Source organism: Vibrio sp. R78045 (assembly GCF_042466085.1).
In the GTDB taxonomy this organism is placed as follows: domain Bacteria; phylum Pseudomonadota; class Gammaproteobacteria; order Enterobacterales; family Vibrionaceae; genus Vibrio; species Vibrio cyclitrophicus.
Genome location: NZ_JAXHBS010000008.1, coordinates 542,275 through 555,659 on the forward strand (window position 1 = coordinate 542,275; position 13,385 = coordinate 555,659).

At 44.9% G+C, this 13,385-nt stretch carries 14 protein-coding genes; 13 read left to right on the forward strand and 1 reads right to left on the reverse strand.

The annotated features are described in order from the left end of the window. The first annotated feature begins 57 nt into the window (after positions 1-57). From frsA to SJY39_RS05000, 13 genes are all read left to right on the forward strand, one after another. The gene (gene frsA / locus SJY39_RS04940; protein ID WP_010436349.1) at positions 58-1,311 is read left to right on the forward strand and encodes an esterase FrsA; all 1,254 of its coding nucleotides are present in this window, start codon (positions 58-60) and stop codon (positions 1,309-1,311) included. 144 nt (positions 1,312-1,455) lie between these two features. After that, entirely contained in the window at positions 1,456-1,845 is a 390-nt protein-coding gene (crl, locus tag SJY39_RS04945; RefSeq protein ID WP_010436351.1) for a sigma factor-binding protein Crl, read from the forward strand. 76 nt (positions 1,846-1,921) lie between these two features. After that, positions 1,922-3,106: a glutamate 5-kinase gene (gene proB, locus SJY39_RS04950; RefSeq protein WP_171343695.1), complete on the forward strand. Its 1,185-nt coding sequence runs from the start codon at positions 1,922-1,924 to the stop codon at positions 3,104-3,106. A gap of 92 nt (positions 3,107-3,198) precedes the next feature. Continuing rightward, on the forward strand, positions 3,199-4,449 hold the full coding sequence (locus SJY39_RS04955; RefSeq protein ID WP_016793808.1) for a glutamate-5-semialdehyde dehydrogenase: 1,251 nt from the start codon (positions 3,199-3,201) through the stop codon (positions 4,447-4,449). 156 nt (positions 4,450-4,605) lie between these two features. Next, positions 4,606-5,055 (forward strand): transcriptional regulator NrdR, encoded by a 450-nt coding sequence (nrdR, locus tag SJY39_RS04960; protein WP_004734394.1) that lies wholly within the window; start codon positions 4,606-4,608, stop codon positions 5,053-5,055. Positions 5,056-5,095: 40 nt separating this feature from the next. After that, complete coding sequence (gene ribD, locus SJY39_RS04965) at positions 5,096-6,175, forward strand: bifunctional diaminohydroxyphosphoribosylaminopyrimidine deaminase/5-amino-6-(5-phosphoribosylamino)uracil reductase RibD (RefSeq protein ID WP_016790436.1); 1,080 nt, start codon at positions 5,096-5,098, stop codon at positions 6,173-6,175. Positions 6,176-6,244: 69 nt separating this feature from the next. Beyond that, the gene (locus SJY39_RS04970; protein ID WP_004734396.1) at positions 6,245-6,901 is read left to right on the forward strand and encodes a riboflavin synthase; all 657 of its coding nucleotides are present in this window, start codon (positions 6,245-6,247) and stop codon (positions 6,899-6,901) included. 108 nt (positions 6,902-7,009) lie between these two features. Beyond that, positions 7,010-8,119: a bifunctional 3,4-dihydroxy-2-butanone-4-phosphate synthase/GTP cyclohydrolase II gene (ribBA, locus tag SJY39_RS04975; RefSeq protein WP_016790437.1), complete on the forward strand. Its 1,110-nt coding sequence runs from the start codon at positions 7,010-7,012 to the stop codon at positions 8,117-8,119. Between the two features lie 294 nt (positions 8,120-8,413). After that, a complete protein-coding gene (gene ribE / locus SJY39_RS04980; protein WP_004734398.1) occupies positions 8,414-8,884 on the forward strand; it encodes a 6,7-dimethyl-8-ribityllumazine synthase in 471 nt (156 codons plus the stop codon). Beyond that, positions 8,884-9,351, forward strand: coding sequence for a transcription antitermination factor NusB (nusB, locus tag SJY39_RS04985; protein WP_004734399.1), 468 nt, complete (start codon positions 8,884-8,886; stop codon positions 9,349-9,351). Before ribE ends, nusB begins: the two co-directional genes overlap by 1 nt. 115 nt (positions 9,352-9,466) lie before the next feature. Beyond that, positions 9,467-10,441, forward strand: a complete 975-nt coding sequence (gene thiL, locus SJY39_RS04990) for a thiamine-phosphate kinase (protein WP_010436366.1) — start codon at positions 9,467-9,469, stop codon at positions 10,439-10,441. Next, positions 10,441-10,947 carry a phosphatidylglycerophosphatase A gene (gene pgpA / locus SJY39_RS04995; protein WP_010436368.1) on the forward strand — a complete coding sequence of 169 codons (507 nt, stop codon included), beginning with the start codon at positions 10,441-10,443 and terminating at the stop codon, positions 10,945-10,947. The genes thiL and pgpA overlap by 1 nt, the downstream gene beginning before the upstream one ends. A gap of 50 nt (positions 10,948-10,997) precedes the next feature. After that, complete coding sequence (locus SJY39_RS05000) at positions 10,998-11,357, forward strand: putative quinol monooxygenase (RefSeq protein WP_016767605.1); 360 nt, start codon at positions 10,998-11,000, stop codon at positions 11,355-11,357. Positions 11,358-11,496: 139 nt separating this feature from the next. On the opposite strand, the gene dxs is transcribed toward SJY39_RS05000, so the two are convergent. Continuing rightward, positions 11,497-13,380 (reverse strand): 1-deoxy-D-xylulose-5-phosphate synthase, encoded by a 1,884-nt coding sequence (gene dxs, locus SJY39_RS05005; protein ID WP_016793809.1) that lies wholly within the window; start codon positions 13,378-13,380, stop codon positions 11,497-11,499. Positions 13,381-13,385 lie beyond the last annotated feature (5 nt).

Below are 13,385 nucleotides of genomic sequence, written 5' to 3' on the forward strand. Positions count from 1 at the left end.
TATAGGGTCATTTTTTTTTATATTATTAGTGACAACCATTTCTTATTAAGTGTCCCTATGTCTGAATCAGAAGAAACGAGCTCGAACCTTTCGGAAACCTTGTTTGTAAAGCATAAGCAGGCTAAAGAAACCTCAATGCTGACGCGCTACATGCCAAGCTCAGAAGAGCTATTGGATGAGAAGCGTAAACAGCAAAATTCATCATGGTATCGAAATTTAAGGCGTCTTCAGTGGGTATGGCAAGGCGTTAACCCAATAGAGCAAGAAGCGGTGTTAGCTCGAATTGCGTCGTCAGATAATTCTCGCACGACGGACGAGTGGTTAGATACCGTCATGGGTTATCGCAGCGGTAACTGGGCATACGAGTGGACTAAGCTTGGTATGCAGCATCAAAATCGCTCTAATGAAAAGAACGGTGAAGAGATGGCTGAAGAGCTGTTTTCAGCATCGTTATGTTTTAGCATAGCGGGTTACCCACATCTCAAGAACGACAATTTGGCAGCTCAGGCTCAAGTGCTGGCGAACGCGGCTTATTCTGAAGCCATCAAGCATACCAAGCTGATCGTTAAGCAACTTGAAGTGCCGTATCAGAATAAGAAAATTAAGGCGAACTTGCATCTCACCAAAACAGATAAACCTCAGCCTGTTGTGATTGTGAGCGCTGGACTAGACAGTTTGCAAACCGATATGTGGCGCTTGTTTAGAGATTACCTAGCCCCTAAAAACATTGCTATGTTGACGGTCGATATGCCGTCGATAGGGCACAGTGCGCATTGGCCTTTAACTGAAGACTCGTCTTGCCTTCACCAAGCTGTGCTCAATGAACTGCCTAACATCCCATGGGTCGATCACCACAAGGTCGGCTTGTTTGGCTTCCGTTTTGGTGGCAATGCGATGGTGAGATTATCTTTCCTAGAGCAACATAAGCTCAAAGCGTGTATCTCTTTAGGCGCGCCAATTCACGATATCTTTGTTCATGCAGACAAATTGAAACAGATGCCTAAAATGCATTTAGATGTGTTAGCTTCGCGTCTCGGTAAAGGTGCGGTAGATATCAATAGTCTTTCTGGGCAACTGATGGCTTGGTCACTCAAGGTACAAGGCTTGCTGTCGAACAGTAAAACCAGCGTTCCTATCTTGGCACTAGCCTTAGAAGGAGACCCTGTTTCACCACCAATGGATAATCAACTGGTTGCTATTTACAGTGATTACGGCAAAGCGAAGAAAATCAAAGCTAAATCAATTACACAGGGTTATGAGCAATCCCTCGAATTGGCGATAAAATGGCTTGAGGATGAATTATTTAGATGACATTTCTCCTAAATTAGTTAAGCATGAAAAGTGTACAAACTAAGTACCTGATACTCAGAGGTAATTTATAAAATCCAATTGCGTACTTTCTACGTATTGCAGTCTGAGTAACGTCATTCTTAACATTGAAAATGGAGATTCAATATGTCAGAAGTGACACAACAACCTACGCATTATCGTTTGTTGAATGTTTTAAAGGCGATTGGGCCTTACTTAAGAGAACCACAATCAGAAGAAGGTCATTATATTTTTGATTGTTTATCTGTGTGTGTGAACGATAAAAAATCACCAGAAGAACGTGAGTTTTGGGGTTGGTGGTTAGAGTTGGATAAGTCGGAAGAGGGATATTCGGCGAAATACAACATCGGCAAGTACAACATCGATGGCAATTGGGATTGCTTACCATTGCCGAAGAAGGCGGTAGCTGAAGTGTCTCGCACTCAAGAAGCTTTCCACCAAAAGCTGGTTGACGAACTTCAAAATAAGTTTGAAATCAGCGTTCAATTCGACGAAGAGTCTGTCGAATTCGTCTGATTTTAAAGGTTACTCTTCTCTATAAAGTAAAAAGGTGCGATTTCGCACCTTTTCTGCTTGTGAATTCCCCTGTTGATTGCTAAAACATCACCTCTTATTTGTTTTATCTATAAAAGACTTCATGACAACAAATCATCAAAGCGGGACAACAACACAGAGTAAAACTGTCGTTGTTAAACTGGGTACCAGTGTCTTAACTGGTGGAACATTGGCATTAGATCGTGCTCACATGGTTGAGTTGGTTCGTCAATGTGCTGAATTAAAAAAACAAGGCCACTCTGTGGTTATGGTTTCGTCTGGCGCAATTGCTGCTGGGCGTGAGCACCTTAGTTACCCCGCACTTCCCAACTCGATGGCGAGCAAACAATTGCTTGCGGCAGTTGGGCAAAGCCAGTTGATTCAAGTTTGGGAGTCTTTGTTTGCTATCTATGGCCTTAAAATTGGCCAGATGCTACTGACTCGTGCTGATCTCGATGATCGCGAGCGTTTTCTTAATGCTCGCGACACGATCAACGCACTCGTTGAACACGATATTATTCCGGTGGTTAATGAAAACGATGCAGTAGCAACTAACGAAATTAAAGTGGGCGACAACGATAACTTGTCGGCACTGGTTGGTATTTTATGTGGAGCCGATAAGCTTCTGCTATTAACCGATCAAAAAGGCCTATTTACGGCAGACCCTCGCAAAGATCCGAATGCAGAGCTCATCAAAGAAGTGAAAACCATTGATGACACATTACGCAAGATCGCAGGCGGAAGTGGTACTACGTTAGGTACCGGCGGTATGGCGACTAAACTGCAGGCGGCTGATATTGCTCGTCGTGCCGGTATTGAAGTGATTATTGCGGCGGGTAGTGCTGAAAATGTGGTGTTTGACTCGTTGAGTGACAATCCACAAGGTACTCGTTTTTTGCCTCTAGAAGAAGCGCTTGAAAACCGCAAACGCTGGATTTTAGCTGGCCCTGCATCTGCCGGTGATATTGTGGTTGATGATGGCGCCGTTAATGCTGTGAACACTAAAGGTAGCAGCCTGTTGGCGAAAGGGGTCATTCGAGTTCAAGGCGAGTTTTCTCGTGGTGAAGTTACCCAAGTTACAGACATCAAAGGCAAGGTAGTGGCGCGTGGTATCGCTAGCTACTCGAGCCAAGACTTAGCGAAAATCGCAGGTAAACACAGTAAAGATATTGGTGAGATACTGGGTTATGACTACGGATCAGAAGTTATTCACCGTGATGACATGGTAGTGATTCAAGAGTAGCTCGTGATGATAAGGCGATGCACTGCGAATATACATAATCGTAAAGCGCCTTTTTACATCCAAAGACAGACAGAACTTAGGGAGAGTTAAACGTGGATTTAACTAACATGGGTATCGCAGCAAAAGACGCTGCTTTCCACCTAGCGACCGCTTCAACGGCGCAAAAGAACAAGGCATTGGCGATCATCGCTGATGAGTTAGAAGCAAACGCAGCAACGATTTTAGAAGCGAACGCAAAAGACATCGAACTTGGTCGTGAAGCGGGTTTAACTGACGCATTGCTTGATCGTCTATTGCTGAATGAAGAGCGTCTAACAGGTATCGCTAACGATGTACGTAACGTAATTAGCCTGAATGATCCAGTTGGCAGCGAAATGGACAGTAAGGTACTGGAAAACGGTATGTCACTGTCTCGTCGTCGTGTACCACTTGGCGTGGTTGGTGTTATTTACGAAGCGCGTCCAAACGTAACTATCGATATTGCGGCACTGTGTCTAAAAACAGGTAACGCAAGTATCTTACGTGGTGGTAAAGAGACATTCTTCTCAAACATGGAGTTGGTTAAAGTTATCCAGTCTGCATTAGAGAAAGCGGAGCTTCCAGCCGCTTCAGTTCAGTACATCGAAAAACCTGATCGTGAGCTCGTTTCTCAACTGCTTAAACTGGATGATTACGTGGATATGATCATTCCTCGCGGCGGCGCTGGCTTGCACAAGATGTGTAAAGAGAACAGCACGATTCCAGTGATCATCGGTGGTTTCGGTATCAGCCATATTTTTATTGATGAAAGCGCTGACCTTGAGAAATCCGTTGATGTTGTTGAAAACTCTAAAGTTCAACGCCCATCTGCCTGTAACTCGCTAGATACATTATTAGTGCACGAAGCGGTTGCTGAAGCTTTCTTAGCGCAGCTAACACAGCGTTTAGCCGGCAAGGTTACTTTGGTTGCTGACACTAGTGCAAAATCGCTGCTAGCGGGTTTTGAAGACCAACGTGATGCGGTTGAAGGCGACTTTGACACTGAATGGTTAAGCTATACGTTAGGCGTGAAAGTCGTCGCGGATGTGGCAGAAGCGATTGACCACATGCGCGTCCACAACGCGAGCCACTCAGACGCGATCATGACGAATAGTCTAGAAAGCTCAGAGCGCTTTATTAACTCAGTCGGTTCTGCTGCGGTTTATGTGAATGCATCAACACGTTTTACTGATGGCGCACAGTTTGGTCTGGGTGCTGAAGTAGCAGTGTCTACTCAGAAATTGCATGCTCGTGGCCCAATGGGTTTAGAAGAGCTGACAAGCTACAAATGGGTAGGCAAAGCGAACTATTTAGTTCGCGGTTAACGCTGGTCGTTAATTTTACTCATCAGCTCATTTTTGAAATGGCGATCGAGTAACAATAATCAATGAATCACCACACAAAAGGGCCTTAATTGGCCCTTTTTCTTTCCTAACGTTTGGCAATTCCGTTACACTGATATTCAATTATTTGGAGGTGATATGCATTGTCCTTTTTGTTCAGAGAACGACACTAAAGTAATCGATTCAAGACTGGTAGCCGATGGCCATCAGGTTCGTCGTCGCCGTCAATGCCTTGCATGTAGTGAACGTTTTACTACTTTCGAATCGGCAGAGCTTGTGATGCCTAAAGTCATTAAGTCGAATGGAAACCGCGAACCATTTAATGAAGATAAAATGGTAGGTGGTGTTCAGCGTGCCCTAGAAAAACGCCCAGTGAGTGCTGATGCGATCGAACTTGCGATCAGTACTATTAAGTCACAACTCCGTGCAACTGGTGAGCGTGAAGTACCAAGCGAGATGATTGGTAATCTTGTGATGGGCCAATTGAAAGAATTGGATAAAGTGGCGTACATCCGTTTTGCCTCTGTTTACCGCAGCTTTGAAGACATCCGAGAGTTTGGCGAAGAAATCGCTAAATTAGAGGACTAACCCCTCAGTTATGTCTAATTTTACTCCCCTAGATTTTCAAATGATGTCGCGCGCTATTCAATTAGCGAAACGCGGCATTTACACCACTGCGCCAAACCCAAATGTAGGCTGTGTCATCGTACAAGCCGATGGTCAGATCGTTGGTGAAGGTTTTCATGCCAAAGCGGGCGAACCTCATGCTGAAGTGCACGCTATGCGAATGGCGGGTGATAAGGCAAAAGGTGCAACGGCTTACGTTACGCTAGAACCTTGTTCGCATTATGGTCGAACGCCGCCTTGTGCGGAAGGTTTGATTAAGGCTCAAGTTTCAAAAGTGATTTGCGCCATGCAGGACCCAAACCCTAAAGTCGCAGGGCGTGGCATCAAGATGCTACGTGATGCGGGTATTGAGGTTGAGATAGGCTTGTTAGAGCAAGATGCTCTCGATTTAAATCCTGCATTTATCAAGCGTATGCAAACGGGCATGCCATTCGTACAGTTAAAAATGGCGGCTAGCCTAGATGGCCAAACGGCATTGGAAAATGGTCAAAGCCAGTGGATCACGTCGTCAGAAGCGCGTCGTGACGTTCAGAACTACCGAGCCAAATCAGGCGCGGTGTTATCAACCAGCCAAACGGTGATTGAAGACAACGCGTCATTGAATGTTCGCTGGACTGAGTTACCAAGTAGTATCAAAGATCATTACGCTGAAGACGAGTTGCGTCAGCCGATTCGCGTGATTCTTGATCGCCAAAATCAGCTGTATCCTGAGCTCAAGTTATTCCAGACTCCAACTTCGGTATTGAGAGTTGCTGAAACCTCTGCTGATATTGAGGTCGGAACAACGGATGCTGGTCAGCTTGATTTACACGATTTGATGCGTCAATTGCCAGCGAACCATATTGATCATATTTGGGTCGAAGCGGGCGCGACATTGGCAAAAAGCTTGATTGAAGCACAGTTAGTGGATGAGCTAATCCTCTATTTAGCGCCTAAACTTATGGGCAGTGACGGACGAGGTTTGATGGGCGCATTAGGGCTCACTTCAATGTCTGATGTGATTGACCTAGAAATTAAAGATGTTCGACAGGTTGGTGTGGATATTCGCATCGTAGCGAAACCCGTATTTCGAAACCGATAGTAACGAAACCATAGTGGAAATAGTTCTACTAACCAAATACATGTCGTTGACAACAAAAAGAGTTTTAAAATGTTTACAGGAATTGTAGAAGCCGTAGGTACATTGAGTGCAATCACTCCCCGCGGAGAAGACATCACCGTAACGGTTAATGTTGGTAATCTTGATATGGCTGACGTTAAGTTAGGCGACAGTATCGCTACCAATGGTGTTTGTTTGACGGTTGTTGAGTATAACGACCACAGCTACAGTGCAGACCTTTCGCTTGAGACCCTGAAAAAAACGGGCTTTGTGGATTACCAAGCCGGCGATAAGGTCAACCTAGAGAAAGCAATGCTACCGACTACCCGTTTTGGTGGTCATATTGTATCGGGTCACGTTGATGGTGTGGGTGAGATTGTTGAGCGTAACCAAGTCGGTCGTGCAATTGAGTTCTGGGTTGAAATGCCAGCAGAGATCTCAAAGTACGTAGCTCAAAAAGGTTCAGTCACTGTTGATGGTATTAGCCTAACGGTGAACGATTTACGCAAAAATGCCTTTAAGCTGACTATCGTTCCTCACACCTCTTCAGAAACGACCATCGATCAATTCAATGTTGGTCGTAAAGTGAATCTAGAAGTCGATGTATTAGCGCGTTATATGGAGCGTCTACTGCAAGGCCAGCAGCAAGAGTCTGAGCCTGAATCTCGATTGACGATGGAATTCTTACAGCAGAATGGTTTTGCCTAATCGTTGGTACAAAGTGTGTTAAGCGAGACTTTGTAAAGCGAAGCAATATCATCAGGTTTAAATAGTGTCGGTTCTAGGAAGCAGAACCATTTCAAAGGATATAGAACAATGCCAATTAGTACTCCTCAAGAAATTATTGAAGACATTCGCCTAGGAAAAATGGTTATCCTGATGGATGATGAAGATCGCGAAAATGAAGGCGATCTAATCATGGCAGCAGAACATGTGACGCCTGAAGCGATTAACTTCATGGCGATGTACGGCCGTGGCTTAATTTGTCTAACGTTGACCAAAGAGCGTTCAAACCGTATGGGTCTAGCGCCTATGGTTCAAGATAATAATGCTCAATACACAACCAACTTTACGGTTTCGATTGAAGCTGCTGAGGGTGTAACTACGGGGATTTCTGCATCAGATCGCGCCGTTACCGTTCAAGCGGCTGTGGCAAAAGATGCGAAAGCCGCTGACCTTGTTCAACCCGGGCATATCTTCCCACTGACAGCTCAAGAAGGTGGTGTATTAACTCGCGCTGGCCATACTGAAGCGGGTTGTGATCTAGCTCGCCTAGCGGGTTGTGAGCCAGCTTCGGTTATTGTTGAGATCCTAAATGACGATGGCACCATGGCACGTCGTCCTGACCTTGAAGTGTTTGCTGAAAAGCATGGTATCAAGTTGGGTACGATTGCTGACTTGATTGAATACCGTAACAACACGGAAACGACGATTGAACGTGTAGCACAATGCCATTTGCCAACAGAGTTTGGTGACTTTGAGCTTGTGACTTACCGTGACACGATTGATAACCAGATCCACTACGCAATGCAAAAGGGCGACTTGTCTGTAGGCGCTCCACTAGTACGAGTTCACCTGCATGACACGTTTACCGATCTACTTCATTCAGACCGTGGAACGGAACGTAGCTGGTCGCTAGATAAAGCAATGAAGCGCATTGGCGACGAAGGCGGTGTGTTAGTTATTCTGGGCAACGAAGAGTCGTCTGACTCTTTGATTCACAAAGTGAAGACATTTGAAGCGCAAGATAAGAACGAACAACCAACCATGGCCAAGAAGCAAGGTACTTCTCGTCGTGTTGGTGTGGGTTCTCAGATCCTTCAAGATCTAGGCGTTCACGATATGCGTCTGCTTTCTTCAAGCACTAAGCGTTACCACGCATTGGGTGGTTTTGGTCTTAACGTTGTTGAGTACGTTTGCGAATAAATCATGTGCCGGTGAACACATGTTTCTCCGTTTTAGCGGCATAATTTACCGATGATTTCAGTTGCTCTTTTGGCTGTTGAACATGCCAAAAGAGCAAAGTAGAGAAGCTTGATTTACTCTGTGCTCAGCGAGTGCGCTTTTCTTCTTGCTGTTCCCATATGGTTGGGAGCGACGCTGCACTATCATCTTTACATCTCCGGTGTCTGCTCTGCTAAATTAGCATTAGATATTGCTCACAGTTTTGTGCTAGAATCCGGCGATTCTCACTTGATGAAAATAGTTAAAGGAAGGCTTATGAAAGTGATCGAGGGTGGCTTCCCAGCGCCAAATGCAAAAATTGCTATCGTTATTGCTCGTTTCAACAGTTTTATTAACGAAAGTTTACTTTCTGGTGCAATCGATACTTTAAAGCGTCATGGACAAGTAAGCGAAGACAACATTACTGTTGTTCGCTGCCCAGGTGCAGTAGAACTTCCACTTGTAGCGCAGCGCGTTGCAAAAACGGGTAAGTTCGATGCGATTGTATCTCTTGGTACAGTAATCCGTGGCGGTACACCTCACTTTGACTATGTTTGTAGTGAATGTAATAAAGGTTTGGCACAAGTGTCTCTGGAATTTTCTCTTCCAGTAGCGTTTGGTGTTCTTACTGTTGATACGATCGATCAAGCTATTGAACGCGCAGGAACCAAGGCTGGTAATAAGGGTGCAGAAGCAGCACTTAGCGCACTTGAGATGATCAACGTTCTTTCTGAAATCGATTCCTAATGGGGGCCAGTGTGAAACCAGCCGCACGTCGTAACGCACGTCAATTTGCTCTACAAGCAATTTATTCTTGGCAAATTACTAAAGAAAATATTGCTACCGTTGAAGAACAGTTCTTATCTGGTGGTAAGTATGATGAAGAAGAGCATCATGCCGCAGAACCTGCTCTAGCTATGCCAGAAACAGACGTTGCATACTTCCGCGACCTACTAACTGGTGTTGCTCTTAGCCACATGGAACTTGATAGCAAGCTGCGTCCATTCGTATCTCGTCCTATGCAAGATCTGGATTTGATGGAACTAGCGCTTCTACGTTTAGCTATGTACGAGATGACTCGTCGCGAAGATGTACCATACAAAGTGGTTATCAACGAAGCTATCGAGCTTGCGAAAGTATTCGCAGCAGAAGACAGCCATAAGTTTGTTAACGGTGTGCTTGATAAAGCAGCGCCGCACGTTCGTAAGAAATAACACGTGCGTATATTGAATATAAAGGTCAGCTCTCATGCTGGCCTTTTTTGTAACTAAATTTCTGTAATATCAATAATTACGGTGATTTGTATTAAGACCAAAGATAGGGCATGTGATGTCTGGCGAGTTTAACCTGATTGAAAAATATTTTGTAAATCGACAACCACAACGTAAAGACGTACATCTAGCAGCGGGCGATGACTGTGCTTTGGTCAAAGCGCCAAGCAATGTAGAGATCGCAATCAGCACCGACACTTTAGTTGCAGGTACGCACTTTTTAGCCGAAGCGAATCCTGCATGGGTGGCGCATAAAGCGTTAGCTTCGAACATTAGCGACCTTGCCGCTATGGGTGCGACGCCTGCTTGGGTTTCATTTGCTTTAACTATGCCAGAAGTCGATGAAGAATGGCTTGCCCCATTTTGTGATTCCTTTTTCAAACTTGCAGACTACTTTGGTATTCAGCTAATCGGCGGTGATACAACCAAAGGGCCGCTAAGTTTGACGTTGACTGTACAAGGCTTTGTGCCAGAAGGTCGAGCGTTGCGCAGAGATAACGCTAAAGTGGGCGACTGGATTTACGTGACGGGTAATCTAGGGGACAGCAAAGCTGGGTTAGACGTGTTACTGAACCCCGAAAAGAACAAAGTGAAGCCTTATGCGCTAGAGCTTGAAGAGAGGCACTACCTGAGCACTCCGCGAATATTGGCGGGTCAAGCTCTAGTTAACCTTGCTTCATCGGCTATCGATATCTCTGATGGTGTTATTGCTGATTTAAAACATATCCTCAAACGTTCTCAGGTTGGTGCGAGTATTGATGTAAGCACGCTGCCCCTCTCTCCAGAGTTACGTCAGTTCGCTTGTGATATTACTTCAGCTCAGCAGTATGCGCTGACCAGTGGTGAAGAGTACGAACTTTGCTTTACTGTGCCTGAAGAAAATAAAGGTTCATTGGAAAGTGCTTTGTCGCACACAGGAACAAAAGTCACCTGCATTGGCCAGATAAGACCTGTAGAATATTTTGAACTACACAATAATGGTGAACCACTAAGTTGGAACTTAACTGGTTACGATCACTTTAAGGCTAATTGATGACAAACCCACTTTCTCTTATTTCTCTTAAAAACCCTTGGCATTTATTGGCAACCGGTTTTGGTAGTGGCTTATCGCCGATTATTCCTGGAACTATGGGTACGCTTGCGTCGATTCCGTTGTACCTATTATTGGTTCAGCTCCCTTTTCCTGCTTATGTTGCGGTAGTTGTTGTAAGCTGCATTATTGGTATCAAAATTTGCCAAGTGACATCTGATGATATGGGAGTGCACGATCACGGCTCTATCGTGTGGGATGAATTCGCAGGCTTTTGGATCACCATGGGCTTAGTGCCTTTATTGAATATCCCTACAGATGATTGGAAATGGCTGTTCACTGGTTTTGTCTTGTTTCGTTTTTTCGATATGGTGAAACCTTGGCCAATTGGTTGGTTAGATCAGCGAGTACATGGCGGCTTAGGTATCATGATTGATGATATTGTTGCGGGCATTATGGCGGCTGTTGCCTTGTATGCTGTGGCTCATTTTGCTGGCTGGCTCGTTTAAGAATTAATATTCAAAGCACTAACAATAATAGATAAAAACAAGGAATAACAATGTCTAAGAAGGTTTACTGTGTTGCTCAATTTCAGCCTAAAAAAGGAAAATTGAACGAGTTGTTTGAAGTTCTGAAATCACTAGAGCCAAACACAATGCGTGAAGACGGTTGTATTCAATATACAGTGACTCGTCACATCAACAGCCCATTTGCAGAAGGTGAAAGTTTCCCTATTGCATTCAATGAGATCTGGGCTGATAACGAAGCATTCGAAGCACACTGTCAACGTCGTGAAATTCAACAGTTCTTCCAAGAGCAGTGTGTTGAAGAAACCGGCTTGGTTGAGAACTTCAACGTTGCTATCTACTCTGATGAACCAGAGAACTATGACGCACCGGTGCTTAAGCCATGTTGCTAAGCTGGTTTAATAGCCAATAGCCAATAGCTAATAACTAACAACTAAACAGTGAATAGTTAATGAGTTAGCAGATACTAAAAAGGTTGGCCTTAGGGCCAACCTTTTTTGCTTTGTTACTTATGCTGCTTGCTGATGAAAGCTATTTAGCAAGGTAGTCAGAGATAGACTTCTCTATACCTTTGGCATCTAAGCCAAGCTCTTCGTGCAGTTCACCTTGAGTGCCTTGAGCAATAAACTTGTCTGGTAAGCCAAGGTTTAATACTGGCATCAGTAGCTTCTCTTGCATCAAGAATTCAATCACACCCGCGCCTGCACCACCTGCAATCGCGTTTTCTTCGATTGTCACAAGTACATCGTGGTCAGCAGCAAGTTGTTTGATTAGTGTTTTATCGAGTGGCTTCACAAAGCGCATGTCTGTAACCGTCGCATCGATAGCGTCAGCCGTTTGAAGCGCACTCTCCAGGAAAGTACCGAAGCTTAGGATTGCGACTTTCGAGCCATCTTTTGCTTTTTCGCTTTCGCGAACGATACGACCTTTACCAATCTCAAGAGCGGTAAACTCACTTTGAATCTCAGTACCCATACCATTACCGCGAGGGTAACGAACGGCACTTGGCCCTGTGTGCTGATGACCAGTGTAAAGCATTTGGCGACATTCGTTTTCGTCGCTTGGTGCCATGATCACCATGTTTGGAATGCAGCGCATAAAGCTTAGATCGAACGCACCTTGATGTGTTTGACCATCGGCACCGACAAGACCCGCACGGTCAATAGCAAACATAACCGGTAGATCCATGATAGCCACATCGTGGATCAGTTGATCGTAGCCACGTTGTAGGAAAGTCGAGTAGATAGCGACAATCGGCTTATCACCTGCAATCGCCATACCGGTTGCTAGCGTCACAGCATGCTGCTCAGCAATCGCTACATCAAAGTACTGCTCTGGGTATTCTTTAGAGAAACGAACCATACCAGAACCTTCACGCATTGCTGGTGTGATCGCCATTAGCTTAGGGTCTTGAGCAGCCATATCACACAAGAAATCGCCAAAAATCTTAGAGAAAGTTGGTTTAGAGCTGGTGCTCTTCGGCAGACTTGAATGTGCAGGGTCGAATTTAGGTACGCCGTGATAACCAATTGGATCTTTCTCAGCTGGCTCGTAGCCTTTGCCTTTCTTCGTCATGATATGTAAGAACTGAGGACCTTTAAGATCTCGCATGTTCTTGAGCGTTTTAATCAACTCATTCACATCGTGACCATCGATTGGACCAATGTAGTTGAAACCTAACTCTTCAAACATAGTGCCAGGGACAACCATACCTTTTAGATGTTCTTCTGTACGACGGACCAACTCTTTTATCGGCGGAACGCCTGATAGCACTTTCTTGCCACCCTCACGAATTGACGTGTAAAGACTGCCAGAAAGAACTTGAGCTAGGTGGTTGTTTAGAGCTCCTACATTTTCAGAGATCGACATCTCGTTATCATTAAGGATAACCAACATGTCATTGTGAATATCACCCGCATGGTTCATGGCTTCGAAAGCCATACCTGCGGTAATCGCGCCATCACCAATGACACTGACAACTTTACGATCCTTACCTTCCTTCTTAGCACTGATCGCCATACCAAGTGCGGCACTGATCGATGTTGAAGAGTGACCAACAGAAAGGGTGTCGTATTCGCTCTCTTGTCGCCATGGGAATGGGTGCAATCCATCTTTTTGACGAATAGTCGACAAGCGGTCGCGACGACCAGTAAGAATTTTGTGCGGGTATGCTTGGTGGCCAACATCCCAAACCAATTGGTCAAAAGGAGTGTTATACACATAGTGCAGAGCCACTGTTAGCTCTACTGTACCTAAGCCTGACGCTAAGTGGCCACTTGACTGGCTCACTGAGTTAAGAAGATAGGTGCGTAATTCATCACAAAGCTGTGTTAGCGTCTCTTTCGGAAGTAGACGCAAATCCTCTGGCTTATCAGCCAAAGCAAGAGTTGGGTACTTTGATATATCAAGAGTCATAGGTA